Origin of the sequence: Janthinobacterium sp. NFX145, from assembly GCF_049810325.1 — a bacterium.
GTDB classification, from domain to species: domain Bacteria; phylum Pseudomonadota; class Gammaproteobacteria; order Burkholderiales; family Burkholderiaceae_D; genus Janthinobacterium; species Janthinobacterium rivuli.
This window is the reverse complement of record NZ_CP187360.1, coordinates 2,436,404-2,451,676: the sequence shown is the minus strand read 5'-3', so window position 1 is coordinate 2,451,676 and position 15,273 is coordinate 2,436,404. Positions and strand designations below refer to the sequence as shown.

Sequence of the window (15,273 nt, the reverse complement as noted above, 5' to 3'; positions counted from 1 at the left end):
AAACGACTTCGAATGAACAACAACCGCGCGCGCCTGACTACGCACGCATCGACGCACCTCCTTTCAGTGGACAACGCCAAATAGCCCCAGGCGCTGCAAGCAGCGGGAGCCAAAAGCGAAATGGAAACAATGAATCAGGCCAGACAGGCTTGTGGCCCATGCCCATCAAGGCGGCGGTGGCATAAGGCAATGGCCAGGCACGGCCTGGATCGCCGGTTCGGGCAGCGGGAGTTCAAGATGGTGCAATGGGCATCACTTGTGCTAGAATCTCGCCGCGCTGCCCGGATGGTGAAACTGGTAGACACTGGAGACTTAAAATCTCCCGCCTGTAAGGGCGTGCCGGTTCGATTCCGGCTCCGGGCACCAAATGATCATGTCATATCGTATTAAGAAGTATCGAAACCCGCCCTTCTCATAGGAGGCGCGGGTTTTTTGTTGTCTTGTGTCGTCTTACGTCGTAGCATGACAGCGTACAGTTTTGTCGGTACTTATGGCGGTACTTCTGGATGCCGCCATAAAAAGTACCGTCACGGAGGAAGACATGGCGCTGACAGACACATTTGTAAGACAGGTGAAGCCCACCAGGCCCGCCGGTGATAAGCACACGGACGGGGGCGGCATGTACCTGCTGGTGAAGGAAGCCGGCAAGTATTGGCGCCTAGATTACCGCTTCCTGGACAAGCGCAAGACGCTTGCCTTAGGCGTCTACCCCGCCGTATCGCTGGCCACCGCCCGAAAGCGGCGCGATGAAGCACGCGAGCTGCTGGCCGGTGGCATCGACCCCAGCCAGGCCAAGCGCGATGACCAGCATGCCAAGACGGCGGCCGCTTCGCATACCTTCGAGGCCGTCGCGCGGCAGTGGCTGCGCAAAACGCAAGCCGAACGCGCCGAGAGCACCCAGCAAAAGAACACGTCCTGGTTGGAAAAGAATATCTTCCCTGAGATTGGGGCGATGCAGATCGCATCCATCAAGCCCCGAGACGTGTTGGCTGCCCTGCGCAAGATTGAAGCGCGCGGCGCCATCGAGTCGGCCCACAAGATCAAACAGCTGTGCGGCCAGGTGTTCCGATTTGCGGTTGCATCAGATCTGGCTGAGCGCGACGTTACCGCCGACCTGCGCGACGCGCTGGCCGCCGTGCCTGGCACGCACTATGCCGCCATCACCGAACCCAAGCAGGCGGGCGGCCTCCTGCGCGCCATCTTCGACTACAACGGCCATCCCTACGCTGTGGCGGCGCTCAAGCTGGCGCCCCTGCTGTTTGTGCGACCTGGGGAGCTGCGCGCAGCTGAGTGGGCGGAAATCGATTTCGTCGATGCACTCTGGCGCATCCCCGCCATCAAGATGAAGATGAGCCTCGATCACCTGGTGCCGCTGTCGAGCCAAGCCATAGCACTGCTACGCGGCGTGCATGCGATGAGCGGCACTGGCCGGTACGTCTTCCCAAGCATTCGCACGCAAGAGCGCTGCATGAGCGACAACACCGTCAATGCGGCACTGCGCGCCATGGGCTACCCGAAGGAGACAATGACAGGCCATGGCTTCCGCGCCATGGCCAGGACCATCATGGACGAGGTGCTGGGTGAGCGTGTCGACCTGATCGAGCACCAACTGGCGCATGCGGTCAAGGACGTGAACGGCCGGGCTTACAACCGCACCAGTCATCTGCCGGCGCGCCGAGAAATGATGCAGCGCTGGGCTGACTACTTGGACAAGCTGCGCGTAGGCGCTGATGTCGTAACGCTCCATGGTATTCGCATTAACTAATAAGGAAAATATTATGGAAGAGTTCATAGATAAATCACCTATTGATGAGCGAACACCGACATCGGAGGCTAAAAAAATCTTATCTGGATTAGCTGAAATTCACGTTGAGGCTTTCGGAAATTCTACGGATTTTTATAAAATATGCGTAGAACCAATGTGGAACGACGATGTCCTCGGGGATGATTTGGTCGGCCGAGTGCATAGTGATCCCGAACTGGTTGGATGGGTTGAGAATCCGGTTTTCTCCGGTGAGCGGGAGGCGCGGACATTGGTGGCTTTGATGCGTACAGCCTGCGCCTATGCGATTCAATCGATGAAGGCGCCGGAGATGAGTAGTAGCGCGTGGGCCTATGCTTGCAAAGCGAGCGAGTGGATGGGGATGTCCTTCGGCTTCTTTTCCCATTGTGGTCGGCATGTTGGCAATAAAAAACTATCGCAGAAAGGTGGCATTGCAAAGAATGTCAATACGAATAAGTTAAAAGAATGGGTTCTAAACGAATACAGAGATGGTTCATGGAAATCAAAACGCAACGCCTCATTTGGATTAGTAGACCGTACCATTAAAAAAGCACCTGACTTTAACGCTCGCATTAGTGATCAGGAGGCCCAAAGAACAATTTACAAATGGATACTGTCGGCCTCCGGCAATAAATAGTAATCGCATTACGATGAGCGGCCAGAGGTGTACTGTGTGCCGGCACAGGTGTACCGTGTGCCGGCACATGCAATAGCTCATCGCAATCAATTCAGTAACGATGCCCCCATTGCCTTACGGCGTATTTACAAGGGGTGCATCATGGCGCAACGCATTATCAGACTCGCTGAGCTGGCGAGCACAAAGGGTAAGCCGGGTAAGCTGCCCGTTTCCCCTGACACCATTTGGCGCTGGGTGCGCAGTGGCAAATTCCCTGCTCCGTTCAAGCTGAGCGCTCGCGTCACCGTTTGGGATCTCGACCAGGTAGAGGCATTCATCGCGCAACGCGCCGACGGTGCCGCATGACGCTACACCACCTCTCCCACAAAAATTCTGTTGACGTATGGCGTTTGTCCGCCTATCCTGAAAAGGTCGCGAAAAAAGAAGCGACCGGGTTTGGCGACCTGAATTTGACAAAGGCGGACGACCGCCACCAGGCGGCTTTTTTTCGTCCATTGCACCATTACGTCCTCTATGAGCGGCAGTGGTGGGGATACCTTCGGGTATGCCGGTTTCCTTTGTCACCGGTTCGCCAACCCCACCATCTGCTGCTCTCCCCGTTTGGCGACGGGTTGCGCGGTTCAACAACCGACAAGGAGGCAATCATGCCAGGCACCACCACATCCCAACATTCCCCATCAATCGCCGGCATCCTATCCGTCGACCAGCTTTTCCAAACCGCGTTCTACAACGGCCGCACGCCACGCAGCCAGGAATACAAGGCCGGCGCACGCATGGCGCTCGAGCACCGCATCGAACATAAAGACCTCGATATGCCGTACCAGGCTGGCACTGCCGCCGCTGATGCCTTCTTTGCCGGCATTGAAGAAGGCAAAACCATCTGGCGCACTGCCATTGCCAAGATCGGCGGTGCAGCATGAAAACGAGCACTCGTAGCCAAATTGATGCGGCCATCGTGCTGGATGCGCCCTATGTTGATATTCACATCGCATACGCCACCGCTCCCGAGCATGCCCACATGCGCGCGCGCCAGTTGGCCGCACTTCTCCGAGCGATGCAGCCAGAAAAAGGCCCTGACGATCTGCTTTGGCTGGCACAGCAAATGGCCGATGAAGTCGCAGGCACGTTGGCTGGCATCGACGGAGGTGCACCATGAGCACCCGTCACACACCTGCACCGGCCAAGTTGCCAAAAGCCACCGCCTTTCATGTGCCCTTCTCGCACTTGGACCTCCGCCTGAAGCATGACCAAGATGCGCAATTCGCCGCCGCCACGATGGATATCGCCCGTGGCATTGGCGTGTGCCTTGAAATGGTTGCCAATAGCGATCTGGCCAGGGAAACGAACACCGATGCCGATCCGGCCGACGAAGACTTGCCTGTGCTTGACCCGATAGATACCTACATCCTTACGCGCTTTGCCATCTCGGCAGCGAAATTGCTGGCCGAGCACGCCGAGGATCGCGTCACATGGCTGAACGAGTACCGCACAAAGGAGGTGAAATGATGGCCACCACACCGCATAAACCCTGGGGCGTCACCTTTGCTGGCGCAACCATTTCCTTCTCTACGCGCGCAGAAGCCAAGCGCTTCATCCGCATCAATCACCAGGACGTGGCAGATCGCCGCGGTGGCACCTTCAAGGCCGTCATTGTCCGCATTCCTGTGCCGAAGGAGGCTATCCATTGAACGCATCGCTTTCAAACATTGAGGCACAGTTTGCCATCGCCATGGCCGGCTACGACCTGGCCCCGCCCGATATCGTCGCCGATGGCCTGCGCCACCGCTTCGACGCCCCGGATGACAAGAAGGGCAAGAAGTCGGCCTGGTACATCCTGCACAGCGATGGCGTGCCGGCCGGCGCCTTCGGTAACTGGAAAACCGACTTGTCCGAAAAGTGGTGCGGCAAGTCCGACCAGGTGCTGACGCCAGCCGAACGCGCCGAGTACCGCGCACGCATCGACAAGGCCAGGCAGGATGCCGAGTTCACGCGCTTGCAGCTGGAAGGCGAAGCAGCGGCCGTGTGCGTGCGCATACTGGCCGGCGCGCGAGATGCCACTGACGACAATCCGTACTGCGTCCGCAAGAGCATCAAGCCGTATGGCCTGAAAGAGTTCAAGGACAAGCGCACCCTGATCGTGCCAATACGCGACGCCACCGGCGCCATCACCAGCGTGCAATTCATCTACGAGGATGGCAGCAAGCTCCTCAAGTCGAACGGCAAGGTCAAGGGCTGCTACTACAGCTTTGGCGGCAAGCCTGCCGATACGCTGCTGGTCTGCGAAGGCTTTGCTACTGGCGCTAGTCTGTATGCCGTGACTGGCTACCCGGTGGCCGTGGCCTTCAATGCTGGGAACCTGGAGGCGGTGGCCAAGGTATTGCGCGGGAAACTGCCGGGTATCCGGATCATCGTGTGCGCCGATGACGACAGGTTCAAGGAGAGTAGCAATACCGGCCTGATAAAGGCGAAGGCTGCGGCCGCTGCTGTTGGCGGCTTGCTGGCGGTGCCTGTGTTCCAGTCTGACGATGGACAGCCTACCGACTTCAACGACCTGCATGCCCGTGAGGGAAGCCAGGCTGTCATGGCGGCAATCAGCGCGGCCACGCCGCAGGACGGTAGTCATGCTGCGCCTGTTGCGCTGGCGGCGCCAGCGGCCGGGCCCGTGACGAGCTTGACCAACGATCGTTCGATGATCCCGGCGACCGACACGCGCACCGTGAAAATCCGCTGCGCCACCGATATCAAGCCGCTACCGATCACCTGGCTGTGGCCTGGCTGGGTTCCAGCTGGCAAGCTGACCATCCTGGCCGGCGCCGCCGGAACAGGCAAGACGACACTGGCGCTCGGCCTGGCCTCAGTGCTGACGGCAGGCGGTACATGGCCGGATGGCAGCGCCTGCAAGCGCAAGGGTAACGTCCTGGTGTGGTCGAGCGAAGACGTCGCCGACGATACCCTGGTGCCGCGCCTGATCGCCTCTGGCGCCGACCTGAGCCGCTGCCACTTCATCGAGGGCATCACGGAAAACGGCGAGAGCGTGCCATTCGATCCGGCCCAAGACATTCCCGAGCTGCACCGCGCGGTGGCCGCCATCGGGGGCGTGAGCCTGCTGCTGATCGATCCTATCGTGTCCGCGGTAGCCGGCGACATGCACCGGGCCAATGATGTGCGCCGCAGCTTGCAAGCCGTGGTGGACTTCGCCGAGGCCCACCAGTGCGCGGTGATCGGCATCACCCACTTTGCCAAGGGCGGCGCAGGCAAGGCACCACAGGACCGGGTTATCGGCTCCCAGGCATTCGGTGCCCTGGCGCGCATGGTGCTGGTGACTGCGAAGGAAGAAGACGGCGCCCGCCGCGTGCTGGCGCGCGCCAAGTCCAACATCGCTCCGGATGACGGTGGTGTGTCTTACAGCCTTGGCATGAAGACGATTAATGGCGGCATTGAGGCCACGCATGCGGTATGGGAAGGCACCATCGATGGAACGGCACGGGAAATTCTGGGCGAGGTTGAGCACGATGAGAGCGACGGTGGAGATGGTGGGCAGCGTGACGACCTGGAGCGCATGCTGATTGACACCCTCACCGATGCAGGCGGTCGCATGGCCACCAAAGCTTTGCAAGCCGAAATCCGGGATGCTGGCCATTCATGGGATGCGGCCAAACGCATCAAGAAATCGCTGGGAATTGAGGCGGTGAAAGCCAGCATGGGCGGTGCATGGATGTGGTGTTTACCGGGTGCAATTCCACGAAGGGAGCACGAAGGGAGCGAAGGGAGCACAGAAAAAACAGCGCTCCCTTCGCTCCCTTCGGCGCCCCCTTCGCAAAAGGTTGCATCCAATGTCATACCAATTTCCTCGGTTGAGGTGACGATATGCCCCCCGCAAACCTGCTGGCGGAATGTCAAAAGGCTGGCGTAATTGTCGAGCTGGCAAGTGGTGCGCTCAAACTGAAAGGCCAATCCGATGCGGTGCATTTTGCCGCCGGCATGCTGCGCCCCTTCAAGGATGAGTTGGTGCAGTACCTTGATCAACCGATCGCCGAACCACTTTCCCAAGCGGGGCAACCTCGCCAGGCATCGAGCACGGCACCGTCCGACGATACTACCTGCGCACGGGTGACACTGTTTCGGGGCCGGGGCTTGAACCAGGCGGCCGCCATGGCGCTGGCGCAGCGGCTGACGGTGCGCGACCAGCAGCACGATGAACGGCGGGTATGCCTGGAATGCGCGCACATGGCCGGCACCGCCAATGCCAGGCGCTGCGGGCAATGGCGGCAAACCCGGATGAAGGGCCCGGCCATGCCAGCCGACCTGGTGGACGTCTTGCAGCGCTGTCGCGGCTTTGCGATCCGGGCGCTCCGGGATAGCGAAGCGTCACCGTGACGGCGCGGCCCGCAAGCCCGGAAACGCTCCGGTAACGCCGCTGTAACGGTCAATGCGTTACTTCGCGACGGTCAAGCCAGCAGCGCGCGGATGCGCGGCCCTGGTGCCGCGCCAGCCGCTGCATCTCACACAGCATTGCCACAAAAATTAGCTACGATAGGAAAAAACATGAGCGCAACTTTATTTCGAGTTGGAGAAAGCAAGATTTGGCATTACCGGTACCAAGTGGCCGGCCAACGCGTCCAGCGCACCACGCGCCTGACGGTGAAGCACGAAGCCGAGATTGTGGCCGCCCGGGCCTACGCCGACGCTGTTACCCGGGCGAACGGTGGGAAGCCGGTGCCAACGCTGGCCGAGCTGTTCGCCGAGTGGCAGCTGGTGCGCGCCCCTGTGGCCAGCATCCCGCACCGCCGTTCGGTGGACGTTATCCGGCGCCTGCACCTGTACGACCTGGGCGACCTGCCGGTGAGCGAGATCACTACGCTGCACATCGAGAAAGCGCGCAACCTGCACCTGGTCGACCACAAGCCAGCGTCCGCCAATGCCTGGTTGCGGGTGATCAAGTTGATGGTCAATTGGGCCGTCAAGCGCGAGATCCTGCTGCGGTTGCCATGGCGAGTAACCATGTTGAAGGTCCAGAAAGTCCCGCGCGCCATCCTGTCGCTCGCTTCGGCCGGCGACTGGCTTGCCCAGGTCGATGCCGCGACGGTAGACACGCCCGAAGTTGCCGTGGCCATACGGCTGCTGTTCGGCCTGGGCCTGCGCGAGAGCGAGGCCGCCACTGCGCGCTGGGAGTGGATCGATTGGGAACGCAAGACCTACACGCCGGGCATCACCAAGGGCCGCGAGGCCGAGCCTTGCCCTATCCAGCCATGGCTGGTCGACTATCTGGCGCCCTTGCGCAAAGGCGAAGGCCTGATCGCGCCGCGCACCGACGGCACGCAGCTTCAATCCGGCTATGCCCGTACAGCGATGAAAACTGCCAATGCGAAGAGCCAGATCAAGGGGCTCACGCCGCACCGCCTGCGCGGCAGCTATGCAACGCTGCTGTCGGAGGCCGGCGCGAACATCCAGACGATACAGGCCGTCATGCGCCACAAGAGCCCCATCACGACGATGGCCTACCTCGAAAAGGATATGGATTGCGTGAAAGCTGCGCAGGCGAGGATGGCGGAGAAGATGGGTTTTGGGCGGCGAGAAAGTGAAACGGCCGCTCTGCCCCCTCCTGCTGAAAAGTAACCACCATGTTTATCGGGAATCATCGGGGATTTTCGCGCCATTTCCACGGTTTTGGGCCATCTGGAGGTAGATTCGACCGTTGGCCCCACTACTGCCGGGGTGGCGATTCGGCCCAAAATAGAGCCGAAGCAACGCCGAACACTTTTCAAGCGCTTGGGCCGCAACATCAGCGGCCCCTCATAGGGAAAAATCCAAGTAGGCCAGCAAGGCATGGAACGCCCTGTTGCGGCGTTTTGCCGAAGGCGCGGCGCTATCGGCTCGATGTAAAAGACGGTATGTCGACAAACTTTTACACACCGTCCTCGGTCACACGTGGGACGCACTGCTTGATTCGGCTGCGCTCGACGATATTTGACCATCGCTTAAGTTTTTTGCTTGAAGCACGACGCGGCCTTAAGTGCGCACCAAAGCCCCCCTTTGGTGATGGCTTTAGTGAAGAACCACGACAGCTTTACCGGGTGGTGCAACGCCGCAGGTGGCCTTGTGCGTAAAGGGGCATATCAAAAAATGCTCGATGGGCTGGCCGCGCTATCGGTGCCTGAGCCAGCAAAGCGCCAGTTCGAAGAGCTGATACGCAAGAGCGCAGCACTGGACGGCATTTCATCAATCGACCGGTTGGAGCGCGTCAAATTCGCGCGCCGCCTGCTCGACCAGAAGGAAAGCCGGGCAACGATCTGCCAGCGCCTGCAGGCGAAGTATGGAATCGGTCGCTCGCAAGCCTACCTGGTCATTGCCGAAGCCCTGTAACTGTCCGGTTTTTCCCCTGAAAATCGGACGCAAGCGGGTTTTAATGCGCCATCGACATGAAAGGGAAATAAATGAAAATCGTCTACTTCAATCCGGAGTTGAGCGCTCGAGCGCCTGACCTCCTGGGCGCTTTCTGCCTGGAGCCGACCGGCCAGTGGCTTACGCCTCAAGACATCGATAACGCTCTAGCAGCCGGTGAGAATGTCGAAATTCGCCAGGCGACGGAAACCGAGCTTGAGCGCGCTGCGGCTGTTGTGGTTCTGTATGAAATTGAGCTGCAACTGGCGAACCAAGTTAGCGGCTTGCTCGATCAACGCCCAACAGCCACGGATTATGCCGATCCTTATACCCATCGGACGCGCTATACATCCTTGCATTCGAACGCTTCGTAAAGGAGCACGCCATGGCAGACAACCTTGTGGCCCTAAATGCAGTTGGCGAAATCGTGTTTCAGGTCGATCCCGACCCACTGGTGGTGCGCGCCCAGATCGCGGCGCTGAAAGACCACCTGCTGTCGCTGCCCGGCTTGCACGTCGAGATGCCAGTCGAGCACACCGTGCAAGACGGCGTCTATACCCGCAAGCTGTTTATCAAGAAAGGCACCATCCTGGTGGGCAAAATCCACCGCAAGGCCTGCGTCAACATCGTGGCCATGGGCGATATCTCGGTAGTGACCGAAACCGGCTACGCCCGGGTACGCGCCGGACACGTCCAGACTTCGCCGGCCGGCCTGCAAAAGGTGGGCTACGCACACGAAGACACCATTTTTATTAACGTTTTCCGCACCGACCAGATCGATATCGCAGCCATCGAGGTTGAAATTGCCTGCGAGAGTCATGACGAACTGGACGGTGCACTGCCAGAACACAAGGAGACATTATGTCAGTAGCATGGGTAGGCGCAGGTATCGCCGCTGTTGGCGTAGCGTCCAATATCTCGTCGGCCAACAAGGCGGGCAAGGCGCAAACTGCGGCAGCCAATCAGGCCAACGATACGCAGTGGGAGATGTACAACCAGAATCGCGCCGACAACAAACCGTTCTACGACGCCGGCGTAACGGCGCTGAACAAACTGGCATCCATGCCCGACTTCACCGGTGCCAACCTGCAGAGCGAACCAGGCTATCAGTTCGGCCTGGCCGAGGGCATGAAAGGCCTGACCAGCAGCGCTGCCGCACGCGGCGGACTGTTGTCGGGCGCGGCCCTGAAGGCCGCCAGCCAGTACAACAACGATTACGCCAGCACCAAGTACAACGACGCGTTCAACCGCGACGCCACCAACAAGAACCGCCTGGCCAGCCTGGCCGGCATCGGACAGACAGCGTCCAACGTCAACGCATCGTCAGGGCAAAACACGGCCAACAATGTGGCGCAGAACCAACTGGCCGCTGGTAATGCTCGTGCATCGGGCTATGTGGCCACCGGCAACGCCTTGACCAATGGCTTGAGCCAGGGCCTCAACTGGTACAACCAAAACAGCCTGCTGAACGGCGGCAATGGCGCTCAGGGGGTCACCCAGGGCGCCACCAACCAGACCGACAATTTCAACTACTACGGCAATGGAAATTATCCATATTCGCCGTAATAAGGGAGCAATAAACATGGCACTCGACCACAACATTCTTTTGCAAGGCCGCGGCGTTCAGCTCGACAACCCGATTGACACCCAGAACAAGCTGGCTCAGCTGTACCAGGCCCGCAACCAAAACCGTCTGGCCGACATGAGCTTTGTCGACAGCCAGCGTGATCGGGCTGGTGAAAACGCGCTGTCGCAGCTTCTCGGCTTGGGCAAGAGCGGCGAAGACGTAACGCGCAGCCTTGCCGAGCAGGGCTTCGGCAAGGCTGGTCTGGCCTATGGCAAGCAATATCAAGACCGCCAAAAGGCGACCGCCGATATTGGCAAGGTCGAAGCCGACACCTTGCACACCACCGCGCAAACAGACGAGGTGCGCAGCAAGATCGTCAACCTGGCCGCCCAGCAGCACCGGGACGCCGTTGGCATGGTCAACGACCGCGAGGCGGCTATTGGCTGGACGCAGTCCATGTACAGCGACCCGCGCCTGAAAGATATCGTCGGCGCGTCTGGCTCCACCGTTGATCAGGCAATCGCGCGCATCCCACAGGATCCGGCCGGCCTGGCGGAATGGAAAATGCAGGCGGCGCTTGGTGGGCAGAAGTTGATTGAGATGACCACGCCGGATGCGAATGCACGGCTGGCGGCGAAAACGGCTCGCCAGAATAATGCGGATAGCAACAACAACCAGATTCGTCTACAACAGATCAAAGAGTCTGCCGCCCAGCGTGAGGTCAAGTCGGAAGATGTGGAGGCCATGGCAAAAGCGATCGCTGCCGGTCAACTTGCGCCAATCAACGGGTTTGCACTCGCCCGCCCGCGCGGCCAAGCCATCATGGCACGCGTAATGCAGCTCAATCCGACCTATGACGGCGGCGACTATGCGGCTAAAGCAAATGCACTGAGAGGTTTTTCAACTGGCAAAGAGGGTACGGCTTTGCGTTCGTTCAGCGTGGCCGTAGATCACCTGGAAACGCTGGGCCACATGGCGGATGCGCTGGATAACGGGAATTTACAAATCCTTAACAAAGTCCGCAATACTTGGAAGCAGCAGACTGGCGCCGCAGCGCCTACCGATTTCAAAGCCGTGAAGGAAATCGTCGGCAAGGAGGTGGTAAAGGCAATCATTGCCGGCGGGGGTGGAGTGGACGAGCGCAAAGAAATGTCTGAACTGATGGCTGATGCTAAATCTCCGCAGCAGCTCAAGGGCGTGGTCACCCACTTTTTGGAACTGATGGGTGCACAGCGTGATGGACTTCTTGACCAGTACGAGCGCACCACAGGCCGCAAAGACGGTAAGGTAGTCTTTTCTCCATCGAAGAAACAGCCTCCCGAGACGCCAGCAGCACCCGCCCTGCCCAAAGGCTGGAAAGTTGAGGTGCACTAATGCCCACATTCAAATTCACCGATCCCGAAGGCAAGAAGTATTCGGTTGAGGGCCCGGAGGGCGCTACCGAACAGCAGGCATTTCAAATGCTGCAATCGCAGCTTGGAGCGCCACCGCCGCCACCCGCCAAGCCATTCGGTCAGCAGTTGAATGACAGCATTGCTGACCTTCCACGCCAAACAGGCCTAGCAGCCCGCTATGGCATTGAAGGAATCGGCAGCGCTCTTAACATGCTGGCTACACCATTCCGTGCTGGTCTAAACGCAGTGCTGCCAGAACGCAATAAGCTTGCCGACCTGGTCACTGGCAGCTCGTCGCGCGACTTTATTCAGCCGGTCAATTTCAGGGGGTTGGCCGATGCCGCCGGATTGCCGGAGCCTCGCAATGCCCTTGAGCGCGTAGTCGGCGACGCATCGCGCACGGTGGCCGGCGGCCTGGTGCCAATTGCAGCAATGAACCGTCTAGCTCAAAGCGCCACCGGCGTGACAAAAGGAGTAGCCCAGACGCTTGCGGCCAATCCATTGCAGCAGCTTGTTTCTGCGGGGAGCGCAGGCGCGGCAGGCGGCTATACGCGCGAGACCGGTGGCAGCGATTCATCGCAATTGCTGGCGAGCTTGGCTGCTGGCGTGACAGCACCGTTAGCAATGAATAAGCTGGCCCAGGCAGCAGGTGTAGTCGGGCGCATTGCACGCCCGCAAACCTTCTCCCCCGCCGACGTCGAGACACATATCGACAACGCCCTTCAGCCAAGTGGAATGAAGCTGACGGAGATGCCCGCCAACGTGCAGGTCCGCATTCGCAAAGACGTGGCCGATGCCCTCAACGTTAGCCGCTCGGTCAATCCCATGGCCGTACGCCGCCTGGCTGATTACCGCTTGACCGGTGCCACCCCCACTGCGGCGGGCCTGACCGACAATCCCGCCGTCATCACCCAGCAGCGTAACCTGGCCAAGCTTGGCGTAAACAGCAAGGACTCCGCAGCGCAGGCTCTGGGACAAACCGAAAATGCCAACAACAGGGTGCTGATCAGCGGATTGAATGACCTGGGCGCTGGCACGCCGGATACCGCTATCTCGGGCGGCCGCCGTGTAATGGGTGCGCTGTCGAGCCGCAACGACGCGGCCAAGAGCGCCATCGATGCGCGCTATGCCGCAGCACGTGCGACCGATGGCCGCAGTGCGGCGCTTGATCCGCACACGTTCAGCAATCGGGCGAACGACGCACTCGATGAGGCATTGCTCGGCGGGAAACTGCCGGCTGACGTGAGAAGCCTGCTGAACAAGGCAGCCAGCGGCAAGATGCCGCTGACGGTCGACACTGCGGAACAGTTCAAGACGCGCATCGGGGACCTGCAGCGCTCGTCCACCGATGCCAGCGAGCGCAAGGCATTGGGACTTGTGCGCCAGGCGCTGGATGATACGCCGCTGCTCGATGGGCAAGGGCAAGACGCCATCAACGCCTTCAACCGGGCGCGCAGCTTGAACCGGGCATGGATGGGTATCGTGGAGAAAACGCCCGCGCTGCAAGCGGTACGCGATGGCATCGAACCCGACAAGTTCGTGCAACAGTTTATCGTCGGCGGCGGGGCGAAGGCAAACGTGGCCGACCTGGCCGCGCTGCGGCAGTCGGTGAAGGCAAGCCCGGATGCACTTCAGGCCGTCCGGGAACAGATCGCCGCGCACCTGAAGGCCAAGGCGCTGAACGGTGCCGCTGACGAAGTGGGCAACCTGAGCCAGTCGGCTTACAACAAGTCCTTGAACGCCATCGGCGACGAGAAACTGGCATTGTTTTTCACCAGGCCGGAGGTCGACCAATTGCGCGCGATCGGGCGGGTGGCCAGTTATGAGCAGGTACAGCCGAGGGGTAGCGCGGTCAACAACTCCAATACTGCGGCGGCCATTGGCAATATTTTTGACCGCCTCGCCGCCAGCTCGCTGCTGAGTAAGGTGCCATTTGGAAGGTCGCTACAGGAGCCGATCCAGAATATCGCGGTCGGGTTCAAATCAAGCGCGGCGATGAATGTGCCGAAGGCACTGGCGGGTAACGCCTTGCAGCGCGCAGCAGGACGCCCGGTGGGATTGGCAATGTCGCCGGCCGTGCTCATGCAGCAGCAAGAGGAAAACTAAGCGTCTACTTCCTGGATTCAAGCCAGGCGGTAATGAGCATGGCGATAAAAGCGCCCAGCATGATCGGATCGTAGTGCATGGTTTTTCCCGGCAAACCTGTCGATCTGGCAATTATAGACGCTCTACCCATCGTGTTGATGATGGCCTTGCACAGTACCTGCACCATGCTCCTATGGTGCAGGTATCACAGCAACCATATCGCACCAGCGAAGCAGCTGGTGCGTGCACTCCCCCAACGGCCTATGCCGCATCGGGCTGGGCCTTGAGTATCCGGCCAATGGTGGCGCGTGATATTTCATAGGTGCGTGCCAATTCGCTGATCGACACGCCTTTTGCATGCTGCGCAACGATGGCCAGCCGCTGGCTGTCATTCGTTTTGGTTGGACGGCCCAACTCCGTTCCTTGCTGCTTGGCGCGCGCCAGTCCTGCCTGGGTACGCTCTACCAAGAGGTCCCGCTCCATTTCCGCGACGGCGCCCAGCATGGTCAGCATGAGCTTTCCTGCCGGCGAGGTCAGATCAAGCTTGCCGAGCTGCAGCACGACCACCTCGATGCGGCGGGCAGCCAGCGCCTTGATAGTGGCGCCGACGTCCTGCGCATCACGACCCAGGCGGTCAAGCTTGGATACAACCAGCGTTTCGCCAGCGCGTATCTGCTGCTGTAGTTGCGCAAACTGCGGCCGCTGCGCTGCTGGTACCTTTCCCGATACGCCCTCGTCTGCGAACCAGTAATCGATCACGATCCCGGCGCGTTCAATCTCCTGGCGCTGGTTCTCGGTGGTCTGGTCTGCCGTGCTAACTCGGCCGTATGCGAAAGTTGCCATTTCTATCTCCAAGTATGAGCAAGCATGTTCAATAACGTATTCAATATATATGAACATGCACATAAATCAAAGGTGTATTTTATGAACAGTGCAATGAAGGGGTTTTATCGCATGTTCATAAACGGTCGTTTTTGAACATGTTGCTTGAATACTGCTGCCTTGATTTTGGTTGGCAAGCCTGATCGAGCCGTCAAGTCACCGCGATTGGCTAGGCGCACGCTGCTTGAAAATGACGTCAAGATGCCCTGCCTGCTATGGTGGGGCCTGGCGTTACTACGACGAGAAAGGACCACAAGTATGACACCCACCGAAATCGATGTTCTGACCAGACTGGCGGAAGCGATAGAAAAGATGCAGCGGCCACCGATACCGCTATCAGTCGACCTCTGGGACACCAGCTGCCTCGCCGCGTATTTCAAGCGATCAACGAATCGCGTGCGCAGTGATATTGTCTGCCTTCCGAGTTTTCCCCGGCCGGTTCGATTGCCGGTGGAGGGACGTTCCCAAGCGCTATACAAGGCGCGGGAAGTGATCGCCTGGGCCGAAAAGCACACCGCATAAATCACCGGCGCGGCCAAGCGCG

The 15,273-nt window shown here is 59.6% G+C and carries 18 protein-coding genes and 1 tRNA gene; 18 read left to right on the top strand and 1 reads right to left on the bottom strand.

The window, feature by feature from the left end; genetic code table 11:
• Positions 1-279: 279 nt before the first annotated feature.
• From ACPJXG_RS10950 to ACPJXG_RS10870, 17 genes are all read left to right on the top strand, one after another.
• A tRNA-Leu gene (locus tag ACPJXG_RS10950) sits at positions 280-366 on the top strand.
• A 175-nt stretch (positions 367-541) separates the two neighbouring features.
• Entirely contained in the window at positions 542-1,765 is a 1,224-nt protein-coding gene (locus ACPJXG_RS10945) for a tyrosine-type recombinase/integrase (RefSeq protein ID WP_425254241.1), read from the top strand.
• A gap of 13 nt (positions 1,766-1,778) precedes the next feature.
• The gene (locus ACPJXG_RS10940) at positions 1,779-2,420 is read left to right on the top strand and encodes a hypothetical protein (protein WP_131689431.1); all 642 of its coding nucleotides are present in this window, start codon (positions 1,779-1,781) and stop codon (positions 2,418-2,420) included.
• A 141-nt stretch (positions 2,421-2,561) separates the two neighbouring features.
• Positions 2,562-2,765 (top strand): helix-turn-helix transcriptional regulator, encoded by a 204-nt coding sequence (locus ACPJXG_RS10935; protein WP_131689430.1) that lies wholly within the window; start codon positions 2,562-2,564, stop codon positions 2,763-2,765.
• Positions 2,762-3,340 (top strand): hypothetical protein, encoded by a 579-nt coding sequence (locus ACPJXG_RS10930; RefSeq protein ID WP_425254240.1) that lies wholly within the window; start codon positions 2,762-2,764, stop codon positions 3,338-3,340. Before ACPJXG_RS10935 ends, ACPJXG_RS10930 begins: the two co-directional genes overlap by 4 nt.
• Positions 3,337-3,576 (top strand): hypothetical protein, encoded by a 240-nt coding sequence (locus tag ACPJXG_RS10925; RefSeq protein ID WP_425254239.1) that lies wholly within the window; start codon positions 3,337-3,339, stop codon positions 3,574-3,576. Before ACPJXG_RS10930 ends, ACPJXG_RS10925 begins: the two co-directional genes overlap by 4 nt.
• Positions 3,573-3,926: a hypothetical protein gene (locus ACPJXG_RS10920; protein ID WP_425254238.1), complete on the top strand. Its 354-nt coding sequence runs from the start codon at positions 3,573-3,575 to the stop codon at positions 3,924-3,926. Before ACPJXG_RS10925 ends, ACPJXG_RS10920 begins: the two co-directional genes overlap by 4 nt.
• Positions 3,923-4,108, top strand: a complete 186-nt coding sequence (locus ACPJXG_RS10915; RefSeq protein ID WP_131689426.1) for a hypothetical protein — start codon at positions 3,923-3,925, stop codon at positions 4,106-4,108. The genes ACPJXG_RS10920 and ACPJXG_RS10915 overlap by 4 nt, the downstream gene beginning before the upstream one ends.
• Positions 4,105-6,333: an AAA family ATPase gene (locus ACPJXG_RS10910; protein ID WP_425254237.1), complete on the top strand. Its 2,229-nt coding sequence runs from the start codon at positions 4,105-4,107 to the stop codon at positions 6,331-6,333. Before ACPJXG_RS10915 ends, ACPJXG_RS10910 begins: the two co-directional genes overlap by 4 nt.
• Entirely contained in the window at positions 6,288-6,797 is a 510-nt protein-coding gene (locus ACPJXG_RS10905; RefSeq protein ID WP_425254236.1) for a hypothetical protein, read from the top strand. The genes ACPJXG_RS10910 and ACPJXG_RS10905 overlap by 46 nt, the downstream gene beginning before the upstream one ends.
• Before the next feature lie 168 nt (positions 6,798-6,965).
• Positions 6,966-8,036, top strand: coding sequence for a tyrosine-type recombinase/integrase (locus tag ACPJXG_RS10900; protein ID WP_425254235.1), 1,071 nt, complete (start codon positions 6,966-6,968; stop codon positions 8,034-8,036).
• 375 nt (positions 8,037-8,411) lie between these two features.
• Complete coding sequence (locus tag ACPJXG_RS10895; RefSeq protein ID WP_425254234.1) at positions 8,412-8,783, top strand: hypothetical protein; 372 nt, start codon at positions 8,412-8,414, stop codon at positions 8,781-8,783.
• Positions 8,784-8,854: 71 nt separating this feature from the next.
• Entirely contained in the window at positions 8,855-9,175 is a 321-nt protein-coding gene (locus tag ACPJXG_RS10890; RefSeq protein WP_425254233.1) for a hypothetical protein, read from the top strand.
• Positions 9,176-9,186: 11 nt separating this feature from the next.
• Entirely contained in the window at positions 9,187-9,672 is a 486-nt protein-coding gene (locus tag ACPJXG_RS10885) for a hypothetical protein (RefSeq protein ID WP_425254232.1), read from the top strand.
• Entirely contained in the window at positions 9,663-10,367 is a 705-nt protein-coding gene (locus ACPJXG_RS10880; RefSeq protein WP_425254231.1) for a hypothetical protein, read from the top strand. The genes ACPJXG_RS10885 and ACPJXG_RS10880 overlap by 10 nt, the downstream gene beginning before the upstream one ends.
• 16 nt (positions 10,368-10,383) lie before the next feature.
• On the top strand, positions 10,384-11,742 hold the full coding sequence (locus ACPJXG_RS10875; protein ID WP_425254230.1) for a hypothetical protein: 1,359 nt from the start codon (positions 10,384-10,386) through the stop codon (positions 11,740-11,742).
• The gene (locus ACPJXG_RS10870) at positions 11,742-13,868 is read left to right on the top strand and encodes a hypothetical protein (protein WP_425254229.1); all 2,127 of its coding nucleotides are present in this window, start codon (positions 11,742-11,744) and stop codon (positions 13,866-13,868) included. Before ACPJXG_RS10875 ends, ACPJXG_RS10870 begins: the two co-directional genes overlap by 1 nt.
• Before the next feature lie 240 nt (positions 13,869-14,108).
• Here ACPJXG_RS10870 and ACPJXG_RS10865 read toward each other — a convergent pair whose 3' ends face one another.
• On the bottom strand, positions 14,109-14,690 hold the full coding sequence (locus ACPJXG_RS10865; RefSeq protein WP_425254228.1) for a recombinase family protein: 582 nt from the start codon (positions 14,688-14,690) through the stop codon (positions 14,109-14,111).
• A 297-nt stretch (positions 14,691-14,987) separates the two neighbouring features.
• On the opposite strand from ACPJXG_RS10865, the gene ACPJXG_RS10860 reads away from it, so the two are divergent.
• Positions 14,988-15,251 carry a hypothetical protein gene (locus ACPJXG_RS10860; RefSeq protein WP_305052492.1) on the top strand — a complete coding sequence of 88 codons (264 nt, stop codon included), beginning with the start codon at positions 14,988-14,990 and terminating at the stop codon, positions 15,249-15,251.
• The last annotated feature ends 22 nt before the right edge of the window (positions 15,252-15,273 follow it).

What these genes read in the sequence shown, in the direction of transcription:
- ACPJXG_RS10890 (WP_425254233.1), top strand. Translation starts at nt 8,855, where the DNA reads ATGAAAATCGTCTACTTCAATCCGGAGTTGAGCGCTCGAGCGCCTGAC.
- ACPJXG_RS10920 (WP_425254238.1), top strand. Translation starts at nt 3,573, where the DNA reads ATGAGCACCCGTCACACACCTGCACCGGCCAAGTTGCCAAAAGCCACC.
- ACPJXG_RS10925 (WP_425254239.1), top strand. Translation starts at nt 3,337, where the DNA reads ATGAAAACGAGCACTCGTAGCCAAATTGATGCGGCCATCGTGCTGGAT.
- ACPJXG_RS10865 (WP_425254228.1), bottom strand. Translation starts at nt 14,690, where the DNA reads ATGGCAACTTTCGCATACGGCCGAGTTAGCACGGCAGACCAGACCACC.
- ACPJXG_RS10860 (WP_305052492.1), top strand. Translation starts at nt 14,988, where the DNA reads ATGACACCCACCGAAATCGATGTTCTGACCAGACTGGCGGAAGCGATA.
- ACPJXG_RS10915 (WP_131689426.1), top strand. Translation starts at nt 3,923, where the DNA reads ATGATGGCCACCACACCGCATAAACCCTGGGGCGTCACCTTTGCTGGC.
- ACPJXG_RS10870 (WP_425254229.1), top strand. Translation starts at nt 11,742, where the DNA reads ATGCCCACATTCAAATTCACCGATCCCGAAGGCAAGAAGTATTCGGTT.
- ACPJXG_RS10900 (WP_425254235.1), top strand. Translation starts at nt 6,966, where the DNA reads ATGAGCGCAACTTTATTTCGAGTTGGAGAAAGCAAGATTTGGCATTAC.
- ACPJXG_RS10875 (WP_425254230.1), top strand. Translation starts at nt 10,384, where the DNA reads ATGGCACTCGACCACAACATTCTTTTGCAAGGCCGCGGCGTTCAGCTC.
- ACPJXG_RS10935 (WP_131689430.1), top strand. Translation starts at nt 2,562, where the DNA reads ATGGCGCAACGCATTATCAGACTCGCTGAGCTGGCGAGCACAAAGGGT.
- ACPJXG_RS10880 (WP_425254231.1), top strand. Translation starts at nt 9,663, where the DNA reads ATGTCAGTAGCATGGGTAGGCGCAGGTATCGCCGCTGTTGGCGTAGCG.
- ACPJXG_RS10945 (WP_425254241.1), top strand. Translation starts at nt 542, where the DNA reads ATGGCGCTGACAGACACATTTGTAAGACAGGTGAAGCCCACCAGGCCC.
- ACPJXG_RS10940 (WP_131689431.1), top strand. Translation starts at nt 1,779, where the DNA reads ATGGAAGAGTTCATAGATAAATCACCTATTGATGAGCGAACACCGACA.
- ACPJXG_RS10905 (WP_425254236.1), top strand. Translation starts at nt 6,288, where the DNA reads ATGCCCCCCGCAAACCTGCTGGCGGAATGTCAAAAGGCTGGCGTAATT.
- ACPJXG_RS10885 (WP_425254232.1), top strand. Translation starts at nt 9,187, where the DNA reads ATGGCAGACAACCTTGTGGCCCTAAATGCAGTTGGCGAAATCGTGTTT.
- ACPJXG_RS10930 (WP_425254240.1), top strand. Translation starts at nt 2,762, where the DNA reads ATGACGCTACACCACCTCTCCCACAAAAATTCTGTTGACGTATGGCGT.